Origin of the sequence: Limimaricola pyoseonensis, from assembly GCF_900102015.1 — a bacterium.
In the GTDB taxonomy this organism is placed as follows: Bacteria; Pseudomonadota; Alphaproteobacteria; order Rhodobacterales; family Rhodobacteraceae; genus Limimaricola; species Limimaricola pyoseonensis.
In genome coordinates this window covers 1-19,277 of the sequence record NZ_FNAT01000005.1, presented here as the reverse complement: position 1 = coordinate 19,277, position 19,277 = coordinate 1, and the positions used below count along the sequence as shown (strand labels likewise).

The window sequence follows — 19,277 nt, the reverse complement described above, 5'->3', positions numbered from 1 at the left end:
TCTAGCCCGGCGCCTTCCAAGAGGATCCCATCATGGCACGAGCAAAGGGAAGCCGCGCGCAGGTCGCGGTCGGCTTCGAGACGACCTATGGCACGCCGCCCGCGGCCGGCAAGTTCTGGCGCATGCCGTTCTCGCGCGAGGACGTCGGCGGCACGCGGGGCCTGCTGGCCTCCAACCTGCTCGGCTACGGCCGCGACGAGCAGGACCCGGTTCTCGATGGCCAGGTGGTCGACGGCGGCGCCACCATCCCGGTCGACAAGCGCGCACTCGGTGTCTGGCTGAAGGGCCTCCTGGGCGCACCCACCACCACCGGCACCGGGCCTTACACGCACGTCTTCAAGTCCGGCGCGCAGGTGCTCCCGTCGATGTCGATCGAGATCGGGATGCCGGAGGTGCCCTCCTTCGCCATGAACAAGGGCGCGCGGGTCAACACGCTGGGGATCGAGATGCGCCCGCGCGGCCTTATCGATGCGACCGTGGCGGTTCTGGCCAAGGGCGAGGTCAAGGCGCCGACGACAGCGATCGGCACCCCCGTCGATTTCGAGGTGGAGCGGTTCTCGTCCTTCACCGGCTCGGTGAAGCGCGACGGTGGCGTGCTCGCGAACGTGGTCGGCGCGTCCTTCAACTACTCGAACAACCTCGAGGGCGTCGAGACCATCCGCGACGACGGCGAGGTCGAGGACATCGATCCCGGCATGTCCCAGCTGCGCGGCTCGATCACAGTCCGCTACGCCTCGCGCGACCTGATGGATCTCGCCGAAGCCGCCACGCCGATCGAGCTCGAGCTCGGATATCGCGTCAGTGCGTCCGAGGCCTTCACGCTGGTCGCGCACCGCGTGTTCCTGCCCAAGCCGAAGGTCTCGATCGACGGCCCGGGGGGCATTCAGGCCGAGTACCAGTGGCAGGCGTCGCGCGACGCCACCGAGGGCGTCGCCGCGACCTTCACCCTCGTCAACGACATCTCCAACTACAGCCTCTGAGGAGCCGCGCATGATCCGTCTGAACCTTTCCTCCACCGGCCCCAGCTGGCTCGATCTCGGCCCCGGCGTGCGGGTCCAGGTGCAGCCCCTGACTTCGGTGCTCGTAGGCGCGGCCAGCTCGGATCCGCGCGTCACGTCCCTGTCCACCGACGCCTCGGCCGAGGAGCGCGCGGTGGCCATGGCCAAGGCCATCGGCGTTCGGGCGATCCTCGACTGGGAGGGCGTGGTCGACGCAGGCGACGCCGCGATGCCGGTCTCGCCCGAGGCGGTCGATGCGCTGATGGATTTCTATCCCGCTTTCGAGGCCTTCCAGATCGGCTACGTCGCCGCGGCGATGCAGCTGCACCTCGAAAAAAAAGGCTCTGCGCTCTCGCCGAATGGTGGTTCGGCGGGGGCGCGGCCTACTGCGACGCCTGCGCCGCGCCGTGCGAAGGCTGCCCGCAAGTCGAAAGCCGCCCGCTGACCATCGAGGGCGAAGGGGTCTGGCAACTCGTGCTGCGCATCGGTGGCCAGCTGCGCGTCTCTGACGGCCGAGTGCTGGGCTACGACCTCGGCGCCGCGCTGGCACTCGGATCCGCGCTCGGCGTCTGCCGGGTGGCGGCGGCGGAGCTGCTGCCGGCCATCGAGCGGGTCGTGGTGACCAAGATGAACGAACAGGCCGGGACAGGCGACGAGGGGAGGAGCGATCCATGACAGAGCGCCGCGTTTCCGTTCGCCTGGCTGCCACCGGCGGACAGCAGCTGAAGGCCGAGCTCGTCGAGATCGGGCAGGCCGGCAGCCGGGCGCTGGACATGATCGGGCCCGCGGCGAACGCCGCGTCGAGTGGCCTCGACGGCGTCGGGCAGTCGAGCACGGCCGCTCTGCAGCAGATGGATGCATTGGCGGCGCGCGCGACCCGGGTGGCATCCATCATGCGTGCGACCGGAGTGCACGACGGCTCGATCATGGACCGCGTGAACGCGGCGACGGGCGTCAATGCGGTCGTGGCGCGGGATCGCTCGGACATTGATGCCTATGGGCGGGCCCTCGATGATGTCAGGGCGAAGTACAATCCGCTCTACGCCGAGATCCAGCGCTACCGCGACGCCCTGGGCGGGATCCGGCAGGCGCACGCCATCGGCGCGATCTCGGCCGACGAGATGGCCCAGGCGATCTCGCGCGAACGGCAGGTGAGCCTGGCCTCGATCGCCGCGCTGAAGGGGCGCAGCGGTGCAATCGATCAGGTGTCTCGCGCCTCGCGCGGCGCGTCGCTGCGCCTGACGCAGCTGGGCTACCAGTTCAACGACGTCGGCGTGTCGATCGCCGGCGGGATGAACCCTTTCGTCGTCCTGGCACAGCAGGGTACGCAGATCGCGCAGATCTACGGGGACGGGCAGGGCGGTGTACGCCAAGCGCTTCGGGACACCGGATCGATGGTCGCCGGCGTGGTGGGGCGCTTTCCGCTGCTGACCGCGGCCATTGCCGGCGGCACGCTGGCGATCGCCGGCATGACCGCTGCGATCAACGATGGCTCGGGCGTGGCTGTCACCTTCGGAGATACCGCGCTGGCAACCTTCCAGGTGGTCCGCGATGGCCTGTGGGACATGGTGAAGCCGGCCTGGGAGGCGGTCGTGCCTTGGGTCGAGTGGGCCATGGACGGCACGGTCAACGCGGTGCTGTTCGGCGGCAACCTGATCATCAATGCCTTCCGGGTTGCGCTGGCGTCGGTGAAAGCGGCTTGGGAGGTTCTACCCTCCGCGCTCGGTTCGATCGCCATCTCCTCGGTCAACGCCATCATCGACGCGCTCAACTGGCTGATCGAGAAGTCGATCGAGAAGATCAGGCCGATCGTCGACATGGCGAACAACGTCCGCGAGATGATCGGCCTCGAAAACCAGCCAATAATCACGGTCGGGGCCCCGATCGAGAAGATGGAAAATCCCTATCAGGGCGCCGGTGCGGATCGCGGCCAGGAACTCTGGGGCGAAATCCAGGGCATCATGGCGTCCGACCCGCTGGGGACGTTCTTCGATGCGGTCGGCGCCCGGGCGCGGGACAATGCGCGCCGCCGTCTCGAGGACGAGCGCGAGGGCTCCGGGTCCGGCGGCAGGGCCGGCAAGAGCCGCGCGGCGAAGGAGCTGAAGGAGGTCGAGGAACTCGACAAGGGCTGGGGCGCGGTGCTGGGCAAGCTGGACGAATACTGGACCGGTGCACAGAACATCGGCCCCGCCGTGGGCGATGTGCTCATCAACGCCTTCAAAGGGGCCGAGGCCGCCTTCGGCGAGTTCGTGCAGACCGGGAAGTTCGGCTTCCGCGACCTGGTCGACAGCATGCTGATCGACCTCGCCAAGCTGTCCTTCCGGCAGAACATCCTGGCGCCCGCGGCCAAGGGGATCTCCGGGTTCCTGGGCAGCGCGCTCGGCAATGGTCTGGATATTCTGTTCCCGACCAACCCCTCGGGCACCGGCACGCTCGGCCTGCCGAGCTTCGACGGCGGCGGCTACACCGGCTCGGGCCCGCGATCGGGCGGCGTCGATGGCTTGGGCGGCTTCCATGCCATCCTCCATCCGAACGAGTTGGTGACGGATCTGAGCCGCGGCCAGGGGCGGGGCGATCGCGCCGCGCCGGTCATCCAGATCTCGCTCAATGGCGCGGCGGGCAACGCCGAAATCCGCGACATGATCGCGGCCGGGGTGCAGGAGGGTCTGCGGACCTACGACCGGGCGCAGCTGCCGCAGAGCATCGGTCGCGTGTCCGGCCGGCCGCGCGTGAACGCCGGCTGAAGAGGACCCCATGCCCCTGTCTTTCCCCATCTCTCTGGCCGGGTTCTTCGGCCCGGCCGCCATCGCGCAGGCCACGTTCCACCTCGCGCCGGCGCTGAAGCAGAACCGCACCCGCGGCGGCGCGATTATCCGGACCGGATACGCGACCCGACTCTGGCACGGCTTGGTGTCGGTGTCGGCGCGCAGCCACGCCGCCATGGCGGCGATCGAGGCGAAGGCCGACTGGCTGCTCGAGGCGAACGGCTCGTTTCTGGTCACCCCGAAGCACATGCCGACCTCCGGCACGCCGACCTGCTCGATCGCGTCCACGTCCGGGCTCAACCAGATGGCCTTCGGAGGTCTGCCGGCCAACTACCGCATCCCGGCCGGTTCGTTCTTCGCGACCGCCATCGCGTCCGGTGGGCGGACCATCCGCCACATGCACCGCGTCCTCGAGGACGCGGTCGCGAACGCGCAGGGCGTGACCCCGTCCGTCTCCATCCTGGCGCCCCTCGAGCAGCACGAGGATCCGGGCGCCACCGTCTATCTCGCGAGCCCCGTGATCGAGGCCGTGGTCGCCACCGAGGACTTCTCCCCGGTGCAGGCCTCCGGCGCGCTCTCGGACGGGCTCTCCTTTCGCTGGGTGCAGAAGCTATGACCTGGAACGCGCTGACGCAGGCGCATCTCGACGCCGGCAAGAACATCGACCAGCGGTGGCTGATCTGGGTCGTGGCCGAGAACAAGAGCACCGGCGCCGCCGCGCCGATGGGCCTCTGGACCGGCGGCATGTCGCGGACGCTGACGGTCGAGGGCGAAGCGCGGCTCTATCACGGGGCGCAGGGCGGCATCGAGATCCCGTCCTGGCGGCATTCGCCCGGCACGGCCGCGCTCGAGGAGCAGATCGTGTTCGCGGTCACTCCGGAGGCCGAGACGCTCGTCCGGAATTACCATGTCCGGTACCGGCCGGTGCAGGTCCATCTCGCGGCGTTCGACCCTGCCAACGGCGACCTGCTGGACATCCGCCGCGAGTTCGAGGGCGTGGTGACGGCCGCGCCGCAGGTCTCGCCCCCGATCAACGGGGTGGCGACGCTGACCCTGTCGGTGATGAGCTCGGCCTTTGCCGGCATGATCACCACCAACGCCATGAAGTCGGACCAGTCGCAGCAGCAGCGCGCGCCGGGCGATCGGTTCCGCCGCTACGGCGATGCCGGCACGCATGCCTCCGACCCGTGGGGGACATCGAAATGACCGCGCACCCCCGTCTGCCCGACTGGCAGCCGCGCCTCGGCGCTTATCTCGGGCAGCTGCAGGGTCGGCCGTTCCGCTACGGCCGGCTCGACTGCATGCTGTTCACGGTCGGCGCCGTCGTGGCCATGACCGGCCACGACTATGGGCGCGGCCTGCGCGGCTATCGCTCCCGCGCCGAAGGGCTCCGCAAGATCAAGCCGCTGGGCTTTTCCAGCCATGTCGAGCTCGCGGCCTCTTGGTGGCCGGAGATCTCGCCCTCCGAGGCGCGCCCCGGCGACGTGCTCGAGCTCGAGGGCCTCTCGATGGGCATCTGCCAAGGCCCCATGGCCTACGCGGTCGGCACGCAAGGGCTGACCGTCGTTCCCCGTTCTCTCTCTCTCCGGGCCTTCCGCATATGACCTTCCTGCTGCTGCTCGTCGCGTTCGTCGTCACGGCCTCCCCGGCGGCCGCCGATCCGATCTCGTCTGCGATCATCACCCACTTCGCGATCAAGTCGGCCGTGACCGCTTTCGCCGTGCGCGCGCTCGTGCAGGTCGGCGTCACCGCGCTCGTCTCGGCCGTGGTGCGCCAGAGGCAGAGGAATGACGCGGGCCGGTCGCCCGGGATCCGCACGCAGGTCACGACGCAGGGCGGCGTCACCCCGCAGACCACCGCGCTCGGCTACACCGCCACCGCCGGCAACCTGGTCTGCCCGCACTATGCACATGGCGTGGCGGGTGACTTCGCCAACGCCTACCGCACGACCATCATCGATCTGGGCGACATGCCGATCACCGCGCTCAAGGCGATCTGGGTCAACGGGCGGAAGTGCCGTTACCCGGAGGACTTCACCGGCGGCGATCACGCGGACTATGGCAAGAAGATCAGCCATCCCGACTTCAATGGCCGGATGTGGGTGAAGTTCTACCCGGGCACGCAGGAGGTCGCTGACCCCTACCTGCTGTCGAAATACGGCACCCATCCGGAGCGGCCCTGGTCGTCGGACATGATCGGTCGCAGCGTGCCGTATGTGATCATCACGCTCCGGGCCGATCCGGATGTCTGGCAGGGCGATCCGGAGTTCCGCTTCGAGATCGAGGGCATTCGGCTCTATGACCTGCGGCAGGACAGCACGGCCGGCGGCTCGGGCACTCAGCGCTGGTCCGATATCACGACCTGGGCCTATTCAGCGAACCCGGTGGTGCAGGTCTACAACCTGATGCGCGGGCTCCGCATCCATGGCGGCGCGCGGTTCGGGCTCGGGGCAAGCGCGGCGGATCTGCCCTACGCCAATTGGGCCGCGGCGATGGACAAGTGCGACGCCACGGTCGGGGGTGAGGCGCAGTACCGCGCGGGCCTCGAGATCAGCATGGCCACGGGCGAGCGCGGCGGCGACCTGCCGCTCGACGCCATCGATGACCTGCTCTCGGCCTGCGATGGCGAGGTGGTCGATGCCGGCGGGCAGTGGCGGATCCGCGTCGGCGCGCCGGACCTGCCCGCGGCGTTCATCACCGATGCGGACCTGATCGCGGACGAGCCGGTTGAGAGCTCGCCCTTCGACACCGTGGACGAGACCTACAACGCGGTCCGGATCACGCACCCCGACCCGGCCGCGGGCTGGGAGCCCACCGAGGCGCCGCTGCGGGTCAATGCCGCGGCCGAGGCGCGCGACGGGCAGCGGCTTGTCGGCGCGCTCGATCTGCGCGCGGTCTGGCGCGACAGCCAGGCGCAGCGGCAGGGCATTGCGTGGGTCGAGGACGCGCAGCGCATGGTTCGGCACGTCCTGACCCTGCCGCCGCGCTTCTCCTACCTGATGTCGCTCGAGACGCTGCAGTGGCAGTCGGACGAGCACGGCTATGTCTCGAAGCTGTTCGAGGTCACCGACCGGGCGCTCGACCCGGAGTCGCTCTGCATCAAGCTGTCCATCCGCGAGCGCGACCCGAACGATCACGCGGTGCCGGTGGACTACCTGATCCCCAAGACGGCGCCGTCGCAGGTCGTGGTGCCGATCTCCAAGCAGCCGCTGCCGGGCCTTCAGGCCGAGGGCATCGTCATCGAGGATGCGTCGGGTCTGTCGCGTCGGGCCGGGATCCGGCTCTCGTGGCCGGTCGCGCTCGCGCAGGGCATCAGTGCGATCCGCTGGCAGGTCCGGGTGAAGGCGACGCTGGCGCCGGTGCCCGGCGGGACGTTCTCGGACGTGGCCGAGGGTAAGCTCCGGTTCTCGGACGGGCTTGTCGGCTCGCAGACCTACGAGGTGCGGGCGAAGGGTCTGCGGCAGGATACCGACTGGTCGGGCTGGATCACCGTCACGACGCCGGAGGTGCATATCCAAGAGGTCGACCTGGCGCCGACCCTGAACGACAAGATCGCCAAGGGTCAGGAGGTCTTGGACAAGCACGACGCGCTGGTGCTGGGCTTCACCGGCGATCTGGCAACCCGCTTCGGCGCGGTGCAGTCGGACATCGACGCCAACGTGGCCTCTATCAACGGCGTGCGCGACATCGCCTATGAGACCCGCTCGATCAGCGCGTCGATCAGCGAAGGCATGTCGGTGCTGCGCGATCCGTTCTTCACTGAGGACGGCTGGACGCTGCGGCGCTGGGGCAGCGGTGGCGTGCTGACCAAGATCGACAACGAGGCCGAGGGGGCGACCGAGAAGTACCGCGTCGGCCAGACGCTGGAGTTCAACGTCACTTCCACCCAGAACGACGGCTTCGAGTTCGGATCGGACCTGTCCATCTGGAACGGCGCGACCAACGCTGCGACCTACGTGGTCGAGGTGGAGTTCACCCTGATCTCGGGCGTCCTCGGAGATTCCGCCGTGCGGATCGACTGGGAAACCGTCCAGTCTGCGGACGTGCATCTGGTCTACGCCAAGCTCGCGGATCATCTCCAGACGCCGCTGAAGATCGGCGTGCCGAACGTCGCGCGCATGGTGTTGCGGCGGCCTGCCGGGGCCGAGGGTCAGACCTTCCTGCGGCACGACGGGTATCTGTTCGTCAACTGGAACGGGGGCGGCCTGACCGCCCATTCCAAGCACCTGAAGATCCACCGCCTCGCGGTGAAGGCGCAGGATGTCGTGACCGAGACGGACGTTCAGGCGTCCGTCTCGGGCTACGCCTATGCCAAGGCGACCACGGATGAGCGGATCGCGGCGAAGGGCTTCGAGCTGATCTCCCAGATGTCGGGCGGCCGGGTCGCGGTGAAGGGCGATTTCGAGGATGGGAGCGTCGGGGAGTGGAGCGGGGCCGCTGCCGTCATCGCGAATGCTTCCGGCGTGCCGAACGGAGCGACCAAGGCTCTGCGCAGCATGGCCCGCGACGCCTATGAGGGCGACATGCGCCCCGGCGACATTTCTGGCCGCAGGTATCGCATCAAGGGCTACGTCTACACAGACGGCTCCACGGTACCCGCGCGGATCGGCTTCCATATCCACCGCCTGAGCGGTGAGAGCCGGTGGCATACCGAGCAGGCGCTTGGAGCGGATGTCACCGGCTGGCAGAGCTTCGACGTCGAGGTGACGATCAGCACCGCGGACTGCAAATCGTGGCGGCCGTTCATCCAGAACCTCGGCACGGACGGCACCGACTACATGCGCTCCTATTGGTGCGGCCTCGAGTTCTACGACATCACCGACAAGACCGAGATCAAGGCGACGCTCTCGCAGGACTATCTGACCTCGGCGGGGACCAACGATCTCATCACCGCTGCCAAGGACGAGCTGCGCGGCGAGATCGTCGCCGCCGATGACAAGGCCGTCGCCATGAGCGAAGACCCGGCGCTGGATCTCGGGCCGGAGACCCTGACCAACGCCACCTCCCCGGCGGAAGTCTTTGCGGCCATGACCGAGACGGCCGGACAGCTAGAGTTCGTTTCGGGCACGGACCCGGATGTCGGGGGCAAGGACCTGATCGCCACGGGTTACCGCGCCGTCCGCACCCGCCGTCGCTGGGCGGTCAACCGCAACCGCCGCTACCGCCTGACCGTCCGCATCAAGCTCAACGCGGCGGCGCAGGCCGGTAACCTCTACCTCGGCATCACTTGCTACGACGCGAACGGCAACTCGGCCTCGTGGAACCCGGCCTATGCGGGCGGGGCCAGCGTAAACCCGAACCACTATTTCGTCTATGGCGGCGGGGCCTCCAGCCTGCCGGTCGATCAGTGGGTGGAGCGGACCGCAGAGTTCGACGGCTCCCAGATCCGGCAGGACGCCGCATTCATGCGCCCTTTGATCTTCGCCAACTACAGCGGCGACAACTCGCAGGTCACCCGCGTCTCCATGGTGCTGCTGGAGGATATCACCGATGCCCATGCCCGCTCGACGCAGCTGCAGGGCGAGGTGGACGAGCTGAAGGGGCTCGACCTGGACGCGCTGGCGGGCACGGCTCTGGCGACCTTTGCGACCTCAGCGCGTGCGGCGGTCAAGCGCGGCGACGGCGTCTTCAAGAGCCAGTATTTCGGCGACGGGGCGATCTGGTGGTCCACCTCCCCGACGACCATCGACTATCTGGAGGAGGACCCGGATACCGGCCTGCCCGAGCGAAAGGTCCTCCAGTGGAACATCTCGGCGGCCAGCAGCGCCGGTGTCTACTACCTGAGCAATCAAGAGCATTGGGTCGGGCCCAAGGACTGCGAAGCCTTCCACATCGAGATCGAGTTCGAGCTGCTGTCCGGCTCCCTCGACGGGGCCGGGGCACGCTTCGATTTCGAGAACACGACGGGCGGGCAGTTCGTCACAACGGCCCGGCTGGACGAGATGATCCCGCAGAGCGAGGGGTCCTCCGGCAGCGGGCGGCGGACCGCTTCTGCGGTTCTGCGGAAGCCGTCCAACTTCAGCGGCACCTTCTCGCACATGCAGGCATGGTTCTTCGTCAACTACGATGGGAACGGGCTGGGGCCGAAGGCGGCGAAGAACATCAAGCTCTACCGCATGACCGTGCGACCGGCTTCTGCTGCCGAAGCGGAGGTCGTAGCGCAGGGCACGGTGCTGGCCGATATGCAAGGCAACGCCTCGGCCTCCTACGTGATCAAGGCGAGGACCGGGGGTGCCAGTGCGGGATGGGAGATCGTTGCCTGGGACGACCAGACAGGGCAGGGCACGGCCATCGTTGCCGATGCTGACGATCTCATCGCCAAGGGCTCCGTCTCGGCGCGCCACCTCGCCGTCACCGACAGCGGCCGCGTGTTCAACGGCACCTTCGCCAGCGAGGACGAGTGGGCGGACTGGATCATCAACTCTGGTGATGCGTCTGCGGCGAGCGTCATCACGGATAGCGGCTCGAAATCGGGCGGGCAGTCCCTCGCTGTCGGCAACAACTCGGGCAACGACGAAATCTGGGCCTACCATGGGACCAAGATCCCATTCGATCCGGACGCGCTCTACCGGATCGAGGTGCGCTTCGTTCGCACGGCGGGCAGCGGGGCCTGCTATTTCGGGATCGCCGGGTTCGATCGCTTCGGCAACCTGTGCAACACCTCCGGCGCAAACACGCTGTCTTCGTCGCACTATGTCGCGGCATCCGGCGTCACCCCCGCCCTCAACGTGTGGACGACCTATGTCGGCTATTTCAAAGGGCACGGGGTCATTGCGACGAACGCGTGGGATCCGAGTGACCCTTCGGGGTTGAACGTCAACGTTCGCGCCTTCGCGCCGATGTTCATCGTCAACTACGCCGACCTCCCGGGCGTGGTCCAAATAGACTACATCAAGATCGACAAGATGGCGGACGAGACCACCATCTCGCCGGAAGGCGTGGACACGCCGCATCTGAAGTCGAGGGCGGTCACGACCGAGAAGCTCGAGGTCGGCGTCGGCGCGAACAAGATTATCAACTCCGACCTCGCGATGGATGATCTCGGGTGGTTCTACAGCGGCACCGGCACCATCTGGTCGCAGCGCGAGTACATGGGACTTCGCAACGGCTCGTGGGCGGGCTTCGACTACCCGACCTACGAGCTGAGCACGACCGGGGCGGCCACCTCGAACGGCTATCTCGAGATGCAGCTCGTCCCGCCGAACATCAACGCCGGGCCGAAGCAGGGCTATTCGATCGACCCGGATGCCTACTACGAGTTCTCGGTCCAGCTGTCGCACCACCGGGTGAAGTCCGAGCTCCTGCTCGTCTATTACAACAGCGTGGGCACCCAAGTCGGCGCACACACCTACCTGATCGGCGCGGGTGACCAGTCGATCTCGTCCAACCCGGACGTCTGGACGCGGTATGGCTTCGTGCGCCGTCCGGGCGACGTGAACGCTAACGCCGCCTTCGTGCGTCCCTTCGTCCGGATCTACGAGACCACGGGGTCGGCGCGGGACTACCTGTTCATCCACAAGCCGTTCTTGGCCGAGACGACCGGGCCGAACGCGCCGCTCTCGAAATGGTCGCCGGGCCCGCAAACGGTGATCGGTGAGAACGGCATCCTGACCGACGCGGTGACCGCGCGCCATGTGCGGGCGCGCTCGATGACCGCGAACGAGATCGACACCGACACGCTGACACTGGACCTGTTCGCGAACGGCGTCCTTCAGGTTCCGCTCTACCCGCTGCATGTCGACTGGATCACCACCTCCGACAACGATTTCGCACCCTCAATGAACGGTCTGGCGCAGGTCATCGTGATCGGCGGCGGTGGCGGCGGCGGGGCCTGCGCCGATACGAACGACATCAGCTTGGCCTGCGGCGGTGGCGCAGGCGGCACCGTCATTGGCTTCATCCCGAACATCAGCACGGCGCATCGCTACAAGGCGATCATCGGTGGTGGCGGGGCCGGAGCCTACAACTTCTCCAGCTCGGGTACGAGCGGCGTGAAGGGGACGGATGGCGGAAACTCGCTGTTCCAGAACCACGGGGTGTCCTTCCACGCCTATGGCGGCAAGGGGGGCCTCGCGGATGCGTCGAACCGAAACACCGTTGTCGGGGGCGAGGGCGGCGCAGGTTCCGGGGGCCTCTACAACTACACCGGCGGCAAGGGCGGCAACGTGGCGATCCCCTCCGGCGACCGCCACGGGGCGTCCGGTGGTGGGGCGTGTCAGTTCGCTCTTGGGGGTGTCGTAAACGCCGGGAGCGTCACGGCGTGGCAGCAGTTCAGCCATCTCGACGGTGGACGCTGCATCCCCAACTGGTTCCCGACCGGCACCGAAGTCACCGGCTTTCCCCTGCACGGCTACGACACCTTCGAGGGCGGTGATGGCTTCGCGACGGCCGGCAACAGTCTGGTCGCCGCGCAGAACGGCGCGCGGGGTTGCGGCGGCGGCGGCGCGGTCAAGGGCGGCGGCGGTAGCGGCGACGCCCGGGGCGGTGCCGGCGGTCACGGCCTGATCGCGGTGATCTACTATGGCGCGGGGAACCTGAAATGAAGTGGCGGATCCTGAACGCAGACGGCTCCGAGGCGAACGTGATCCTCGCCTCAGAGGATCAGGTCGACGGCTTCGTCGAGCCGGGTCAGACCCGCGCGCTCATCTCCGAGCATGACAACCACGAGAGCCAGGAATGGGACATCGTGCGGCGCGAGCGCGACGCCCTCCTGAAGGCGAGCGACTGGATCGAGGGCGCGGAGCTCACCCCGGAGCAGCGCGCGGAATGGCGGTTCTACCGTATTGCTTTGCGTCGCTTTCCGGAGGATCTGGCGTCGCCCTACGCGCCGATCCTGCCGCGCCTCACGCCCTTGCGGGAGCTGGACCTGCCTTCGCTGACAGAAGGGCTGAAGCGCGAGCTCGTGAACACAGTACGCGACTGGAAGATCGAGGTTGGGTTCACCTGGCGCGGTGTCGCCTACCAGTACGACGAGACGTCGAAACTCCGGATGAGCGGCCAGTCGGTCGAGGCCAAGCAGGCGATCGACGACGGCGCCGTGCCCGGGGACCTTCACTGGTGCGACCCGGACCAGCCCTTCGGCTGGATCGCTGCCGACAATAGCGTGACGCCGATGGACGCGCATGAATGCTTTGCCTTCTGCCGGGCCGCGGGGGCGTATGAGCGGGCCTATGTCTTCGCCGGGGTGAGCCTGAAGAACATGACCCCTCTGCCCGAAGACTGGATCGACGGGCCCTACTGGCCATGAGCGTCTACACCAACTCCGGCCGGTGGGCCGAGCGCATCCACGGCATCTGTTATCGCGTGGTCGCGCCCGTGCGATGGGAGGTCGGGCGCGTCGGCTCCGGCTTGTGGCTCGAGGTGCCCGCGGGTCGCGTCTTCGACGTCTCGGTGCCGCGGCTGGCGCGCTGCCTGTTCAGCCCGCACGACCCGCGCTTCCGCAAGGCCGCAGCTCTGCACGACGAGGCGCTGCATCACCTCGGCTGGTCGCGGCTGACGGCCGGCGCCGAGTTCGCCGAGGCGCTGCGGGCCGACGGGGTAGGGGGCTGGCGACTGCTGGTCATGTGGGCAGCTGTAAGCCTCTGGAGGTGGCGTTGACGCACGAGAAGAAGACCACGCTGCGCGAGCGGACGGACCACTGGCTCTGGATCTGGAAGGTGTTCCAGACCATCGGCATGGCGGCGGGCACCGCGCTGATGATCTGGACGCATTTCCTTGGGCCCGGAATCCGGCCGGCCGCCCAAGCCTTCCTTGGCATTTCCGACCTGGCGACGCGGCTGAGCTGGGTCGAGGAGTTCATGCCGGCGCCGAGCGTCGTGGACTGGAACGAAGGCGCGAGCTTCCAGATCGGCGATTGCCGGCCGGGCAACTGCCGGTATGTCCTGGCCGGATCGCGCACGCCCTACGGCGAGGAGTGCGGCCGGCCGTCATCGGTCGTGCCTTCGCTTCGCCTCGATGATGGCCGGATTTACCAGATCAGCTTTGGAGCCAGGTGGGACGTGGTCGAGCTGACCCGCTCCGAGACGTCATTCACCGTGCCGCTCGAGATCCCGAGCTTCATCCCCGACGGCGCGCATCAGTTCCGCGTCAGGGTGCTCTACCCGACCTGCCCGGGCCGCAACGAGCCGATCCCGCGCTGGACGCCCTGGTTCCCGCTGCGCGTCAGCGGCTGACCCGGACCTTCTCGAATTTCTGATCACCGGCCCGCCTGCGGGCTCTCCAGCCATGGGAGATCGTCATGTCCTACCTGCCCGACAGACGCGTCACGACCATCGTCATCCACTACTCGGCCACGCCGATCGAGAAGAGCTACACCGCCACCGACATCGACGCGATGCACCGGGCGCGCGGCTTCAACGAGATCGGCTACCACTACTTCATCCGCCGCGACGGCACTGTCGAGACTGGGCGCGACCTGTCGCACCCGGGCCGCTTCGAGGTTGGTGCCCACAGCCAAGGCGAGAACGCGTCTTCGATCGGGGTCTGCTACGAGGGCGGCGTCCGCGCGTCCGCGCCCAACACCGGCTTCGACAGCCGGACCCCCGAGCAGATCGAGGCGATGATCGCGCTGATCCGCGAGCTGCTCAAGCGCTTCCCCGGCGCCGTGGTGCGCGGCCACCGGGAGATGCCCGCGGCGGCAACCCAGTGTCCGGGCTTCTTGGCGTCCGCGTGGTGGGACCATGTGATGCGGGCCGAGGCCGCACCCGAAGCCGCGCCGATGGACGTGCAGGTGCTGCGCTGGCGGCTGGCCGAGGTGCGAGATCGCGCGACGGCTGCGCTGGCCTCGACGCCGAGCGACCCCGCCGTGCTCAAGACTCGCCTGTCCGAGATCCGCGAACGGATCACCGACAGGATCGGGCGCTGACCATGCAGCTCGGCAGCAAGCTCCGCGGCCTTCGGGGCGGCCGGGTCGGTTTCATGTGTCCCGGCTGCGGCACGATGCATGTCGTGAGGGTCGAAGGGCAGGGGCGCCCCTTCTGGAATTGGAATGGCGATGCCGACACGCCAACCTTCTCGCCCTCGGTGCTGGTGAACACGCCCGACCCGGACCGGCCGGACGTGAACCTCTCGACCTGCCACAGCTTCGTGCGCGACGGCCGCATCCAGTTCCTCGGCGACTGCACCCATGCGCTCGCCGGGCAGACCGTCGACCTCCCCGATTTCGACCCCGCTCAGAAAGGAGCATGACCATGACCAACTACAAATCCGCCCTGCAGTCCTTGACCATCTGGGGCGGCCTCGCCGCCGTCGTCGCGGCCTTGGTACAGATCATCTGGGGCGTGGCTGTCTCGCCTGCCGACCAGGTCTCGCTGGGCCAGCATGCGGCGGAGATCGCCTCGGGCGTGGGCGGCATCCTGGCGATCATCGGGCGGATCCGCGCGACTGCGAAGATCGGCGGGGGCCGCGGCTGATGCCCGCCCGCGTCCTCTCGCTCGATCGCTGTCCGGGCCCTTGCCCCACGCAGGACTGACACCACGGCCCGGCGAAGAGCCGGGCTGACCCATGCCGATGACAAGCAACTCACCTCGCTTGTCAATCGTCCGCCAGCTCGCCCTCCGAGCCTCCCGCACCCTGACCAGAGGAAACTCCATGGCCTATCTGCACGACGACGTTCTCGACAAAGGACTGGAGGAGCTCCGGCTCAACGCCCAGACCATCCACGCCTGCTCGAGCGAGCCCGCGAGCTTTGCCGCGGTCGCTGGCGCTTCCCTCGGCTCGACCTCCGTCACCGCCGGCGCGATCGCCGATCGTGCGGCCGGGGGGCGCGAGGTGACCTGCACCCCGCAGGCGGGCGCGACCTACGCCACGGGCGGCACCGCCACGCATTACGCGATCGTCGACGACACCAATTCGCGGTTGCTGGCGACCAACGCGCTGGCGGCCTCGAAGGCGGTGAACGCCGGCGATGCCGTGACGATCGACCCGCTGGCGATCGGCTTCCCCGACGCGGTCAGCGCCTGACCCCAAACCTAGGAGGAGGGCGGCATGAGCCTGTCCCAGTTCCCGGCGGCGATGAGCCGCCTCTCCGCCACGGTCCTGGCCGCGGCTGCGGCGATCCGCGACGTGCAGGGGGGTACCGGCCCCCTGCCGTTGGCGCAGCTGGACCGCATCCAGTTCGCGCTGCGCAACGCCAAGCTGGCCAGCTACGCGGCGATCTCCGAAGGCAACAAGGCCCCGGTGCCGGCCGAGAGGCTGATGGCCGACATGGGCGGGCCGGCCGATCTAGCCACCTTCCAGGCGCTGGTGCAGGACATCGAAGTGAAGGCCGCGGCCTGGCACGCCGCGCTGGACGACCATCTTGCAAGCCTGACCGGGGCCGACCTGCTTCGGGTGGCCGAGGTCGTCGTCGACGGTGTCGCCGCTAAGGTTATCGAGCGCACCAATACGATGCCCGCGACCAGCGGCGACGCGCTGCGGGCCGACCCGAGCCTGTCCGAGCTGCTCACCGCCTTTGAGGCCGTCGGGGCCTGAGCATGTCGACCCGGCGCGCCCTCGTCAGTGCTTCCGCTGCCGCGGCCACCGGAATGCACTCCGCCACCGCGTTGGCCTTCTCCGGCACCGACCTCACGGTGTCGTTCTGGAAGCGCAGCGCGAGCGGCGGGCCATCTTGGGACACGCTCTGGACCAGCGGCACCCGTGCCTTGCAGATCTACAGCCAGTCCACGACTGAGCAGCTGAAGGCCAAGGTCAACGGCTCACCCATGGACACCACTGTGGGCTGCACCGATGGCGGCTGGGACCATGTCGTCTACCAGTTCGGGGAGAACCTCGCCGGCGACCACGACTGCCGCTGCTACGTCAACGGCGTCTATGAAACCTCGGAGGCGGCCACGCTCACCGGCCTCGACGCCAGCGGGGCACATGGTCTTCTTGGCAATCTCGAGGTCGGGCCCGACACCGATGACGGCTGGATCGGCGCGATTTTCGATTTCTGTGTCCTCAAGGGGGTGGTCGAGGTCGACGCGCTGAATCGCGACCCGGCCACTGGCAATTGGCGCGACCTGCCGGCCGCCGCCCAGAGCGCGGTGTTCTACCGGATCGACGGACAGAACCCTTCTGACCCGGGCGAGGACAGCTCCGGCCATGCCCGCAACTTCGTGGTCGAGAACGACGGCGTGGCCCTGGACGCCGCCGACGTGCCGCCGGGGGCCAATGCCGTCGAGGGGGGCGCCGCGCCGCTGGGGCTGCGCTCCACTCCGAGCTTGGGGCGAACCGGTCTGCCCGCGGCCACCAGCTTGACCCCCGAGGGGCTGATCCGCGCTCCGGTCCTGGGGCGGCCCGTGCTCCAATCGGGCACGCGTTTGCCGCCCGGCGCGATCACCACCCAGCCGCAGCTGGGCAAGGCCCGCCTGCAGACGGCCGCGGCCCTGGCTCCGTCCGATCTGGTCAGCGCCGCCGAGATCGCCCTCGCCGCGCTCACCGCCGAGACGCACCTGACCCCCGCATCGCTGCATGCTGATCCGATCCTTGCGCCGCCCGCGCTCGGCGGCGGCGTCAGCGCCGGGCCGCTTGGCCTGATGGCGGTCGCCGATGTTGATCGCCCGGCCGTTCGCGCCGTCGCCGATCTTGCGTCGCGCATCATCGTCGCCGTGCCGGTGCTCGGCCGCGCTGCATTGGACACCCAAACCGCGCTCTCGACGCTCCACCTCGACGTTGCCGCAAGAGTTTCGCGGCCGCGCCTGGTCGTCGCGCTCTACATCCCGCCGGCCCCGGCTCGTATCGCCGTGATGCCGTTCGAGCGGCGGGTCGTCACCTTGGCGCCCGAGCCGCGCCTCATCCGATCGGAGGATCACATGTCACGGTGGGCCGACAAAGACCCGGACGACGTACTCGACTATGCCATCGACTGGTCGAGGTTGCTGGAGGGCGACACGATTGCCTCGGCGGAGTGGCTCGTGCCGGCGGGCTTGACTTTCGTCCGGTCCGAGCACTCCGGCCCCCTTGCCATTGCTTGGCTTTCCGGCGGCGAAGTCGGCGAGACCTACGAGCTCACCTCGCGCATCACCACGGCTGCAGGACGCCAGATGGATCGGTCGGCGAGCTTGTTCGTCACGGCGCGGTAGCACAGGGGGCGATCAGCATCCGCTATGCCGCAGGTCATTAAGGGGCTGTGGCAACTCGAGGCATGGGCGTACGTCCTTACCAAGCGTCGCGGTGGCAGCGCGAACATCGTCATTGAGTCGAGCGCGATGTCGGCGGGATCGCGTCCGGGATCGGCTTCGAAATGGTCAAGTCTATGATCCGGGAACCGTGGGCAAATGCCGCTAAGGACCAGGTCGTTCGGTTGGTTCGTGATGTGCTGCGAGTCAGGCCCTGTTGTTTGAGAACTGACATCGCTGATTGCCGCCAAAATGCCGGCGCGGGAGCGCGACTGATCGCCGTCCTCGGCCTCTCATTCGATCGGCTCCGCCCCTTTTCCCACAGGGACTTAGCTCCATAGCCCGGCGCTAAGCAGGTTCCTCTGTGCCAATCAGAAGCAGATGAAAGCCGTCGAAAAAGGGTCAGAGTGCACCCTGACCCCTCACTCGTACCTACCACGTTCATGACGAAGAAATGGCAATTACTAGTATAGTCCCAAGGTGTAGCTTACCCTAGGTCACATCAAGCCGACTTTTCGACAGGTCTAGCTGTTGGTTGACAGCCTTTACGATGTCGGTGGGGCTTGCAGGTTTTGGGCAAAACCGTGATCCCGGATACCGTTTCGTGTATTCGACTTCGCGAACATGACCGGAGTGAAACACGATGGGTACCCCTGCTTCATGAAGCCGGCGTGCAACCTCATCCACCTCTTTGTCCCGCAGTTGAGCGTCTAGAAGCGCAATATCGGGCAGGTCGCTCCTAAGAGCATCTTCGGCTTGGGCCACTGTCATGTAGGGGCCATCGACCTCATGCCCAAGTTGCTCGAGCATTTCATACAGGTCCATAGCGATGAGAAGCTCGTCCTCAACCAGCATGATGACCGCCATCTGAACTCCTACTCGTAGCCGCTGATACTTCCCAGCGTCACTCGGTGACTGACACAACGATGGCGAGGCTTCGAAGCCTCGCCTAGCTGACTTAATGACTTGCTTCCAGCAGGTGAAAGATCACGTGGTCACATAGCGCGAGAGAAACTAGGTGGTTACAGAAAGATTGCCAGTGACCCGAGACAGACGCACGTCGCTGCATCCTGCGATTGAGCCGAGCGGAAACCGCCAACTCTTCTAGTTCGTGATCATGTCCCATGAGGTGGTGTGCCCTCGGGGCGCCCGGACTGGTATCCGCGGGCCAAGCTGATCAGGCCATCGGTGCGACATGCAGGCTAACGACAGAAAAGCATGAGCGCTTCTGGCACTTCGCCATGCGAGAACCTCACCGTACTACCTCGCGGTAATAGGGATCAGCGCCCTTCAGCAATGAGACAATCTGGTTCACATATTGGTGCACAAATTGGTTCACGCGTGGCGGATCGCACATGCAAATACAATGATTTAGGGTGCGGGATGCTGCCGTCGCAATCCCTCTCGCTCCGCCAC

The 19,277-nt window shown here is 67.4% G+C and carries 18 protein-coding genes; 17 read left to right on the top strand and 1 reads right to left on the bottom strand.

Going from position 1 to position 19,277, the window contains the following annotated elements:
• The first annotated feature begins 32 nt into the window (after positions 1-32).
• From BLT43_RS11835 to BLT43_RS11760, 17 genes are all read left to right on the top strand, one after another.
• Positions 33-980, top strand: a complete 948-nt coding sequence (locus BLT43_RS11835) for a phage tail tube protein (protein WP_090113129.1) — start codon at positions 33-35, stop codon at positions 978-980.
• A gap of 10 nt (positions 981-990) precedes the next feature.
• Entirely contained in the window at positions 991-1,443 is a 453-nt protein-coding gene (locus tag BLT43_RS11830; RefSeq protein ID WP_090113128.1) for a hypothetical protein, read from the top strand.
• 71 nt (positions 1,444-1,514) lie between these two features.
• Positions 1,515-1,673, top strand: a complete 159-nt coding sequence (locus BLT43_RS11825) for a DUF7697 family protein (RefSeq protein WP_242652284.1) — start codon at positions 1,515-1,517, stop codon at positions 1,671-1,673.
• Entirely contained in the window at positions 1,670-3,742 is a 2,073-nt protein-coding gene (locus BLT43_RS11820) for a phage tail length tape measure family protein (protein ID WP_090113126.1), read from the top strand. The genes BLT43_RS11825 and BLT43_RS11820 overlap by 4 nt, the downstream gene beginning before the upstream one ends.
• Before the next feature lie 10 nt (positions 3,743-3,752).
• Positions 3,753-4,379, top strand: coding sequence for a hypothetical protein (locus tag BLT43_RS11815; protein ID WP_090113125.1), 627 nt, complete (start codon positions 3,753-3,755; stop codon positions 4,377-4,379).
• Positions 4,376-4,969, top strand: coding sequence for a hypothetical protein (locus BLT43_RS11810; RefSeq protein ID WP_090113124.1), 594 nt, complete (start codon positions 4,376-4,378; stop codon positions 4,967-4,969). Before BLT43_RS11815 ends, BLT43_RS11810 begins: the two co-directional genes overlap by 4 nt.
• Positions 4,966-5,367 carry a DUF6950 family protein gene (locus BLT43_RS19140; RefSeq protein WP_165612603.1) on the top strand — a complete coding sequence of 134 codons (402 nt, stop codon included), beginning with the start codon at positions 4,966-4,968 and terminating at the stop codon, positions 5,365-5,367. The genes BLT43_RS11810 and BLT43_RS19140 overlap by 4 nt, the downstream gene beginning before the upstream one ends.
• Positions 5,364-12,305: a phage tail protein gene (locus BLT43_RS11805; RefSeq protein WP_165612602.1), complete on the top strand. Its 6,942-nt coding sequence runs from the start codon at positions 5,364-5,366 to the stop codon at positions 12,303-12,305. Before BLT43_RS19140 ends, BLT43_RS11805 begins: the two co-directional genes overlap by 4 nt.
• On the top strand, positions 12,302-13,009 hold the full coding sequence (locus BLT43_RS11800; RefSeq protein WP_090113121.1) for a DUF4376 domain-containing protein: 708 nt from the start codon (positions 12,302-12,304) through the stop codon (positions 13,007-13,009). Before BLT43_RS11805 ends, BLT43_RS11800 begins: the two co-directional genes overlap by 4 nt.
• On the top strand, positions 13,006-13,359 hold the full coding sequence (locus tag BLT43_RS11795) for a DUF1353 domain-containing protein (protein WP_090113119.1): 354 nt from the start codon (positions 13,006-13,008) through the stop codon (positions 13,357-13,359). The genes BLT43_RS11800 and BLT43_RS11795 overlap by 4 nt, the downstream gene beginning before the upstream one ends.
• Complete coding sequence (locus BLT43_RS11790) at positions 13,356-13,934, top strand: hypothetical protein (protein ID WP_090113117.1); 579 nt, start codon at positions 13,356-13,358, stop codon at positions 13,932-13,934. The genes BLT43_RS11795 and BLT43_RS11790 overlap by 4 nt, the downstream gene beginning before the upstream one ends.
• A gap of 65 nt (positions 13,935-13,999) precedes the next feature.
• Positions 14,000-14,626, top strand: coding sequence for an N-acetylmuramoyl-L-alanine amidase (locus BLT43_RS11785; RefSeq protein ID WP_090113115.1), 627 nt, complete (start codon positions 14,000-14,002; stop codon positions 14,624-14,626).
• Between the two features lie 2 nt (positions 14,627-14,628).
• Entirely contained in the window at positions 14,629-14,949 is a 321-nt protein-coding gene (locus BLT43_RS11780) for a ubiquitination-like system serine protease family protein (RefSeq protein ID WP_090113113.1), read from the top strand.
• Positions 14,950-14,951: 2 nt separating this feature from the next.
• Positions 14,952-15,173, top strand: coding sequence for a hypothetical protein (locus BLT43_RS11775; RefSeq protein WP_090113110.1), 222 nt, complete (start codon positions 14,952-14,954; stop codon positions 15,171-15,173).
• A 178-nt stretch (positions 15,174-15,351) separates the two neighbouring features.
• Positions 15,352-15,723 carry a hypothetical protein gene (locus BLT43_RS11770; protein WP_090113108.1) on the top strand — a complete coding sequence of 124 codons (372 nt, stop codon included), beginning with the start codon at positions 15,352-15,354 and terminating at the stop codon, positions 15,721-15,723.
• A gap of 24 nt (positions 15,724-15,747) precedes the next feature.
• Entirely contained in the window at positions 15,748-16,233 is a 486-nt protein-coding gene (locus BLT43_RS11765; protein WP_090113106.1) for a hypothetical protein, read from the top strand.
• A gap of 2 nt (positions 16,234-16,235) precedes the next feature.
• Entirely contained in the window at positions 16,236-17,825 is a 1,590-nt protein-coding gene (locus BLT43_RS11760) for a phage fiber-tail adaptor protein (protein ID WP_090113104.1), read from the top strand.
• Between the two features lie 528 nt (positions 17,826-18,353).
• Here BLT43_RS11760 and BLT43_RS11755 read toward each other — a convergent pair.
• Positions 18,354-18,728, bottom strand: a complete 375-nt coding sequence (locus BLT43_RS11755) for a response regulator (RefSeq protein ID WP_090113102.1) — start codon at positions 18,726-18,728, stop codon at positions 18,354-18,356.
• Positions 18,729-19,277 lie beyond the last annotated feature (549 nt).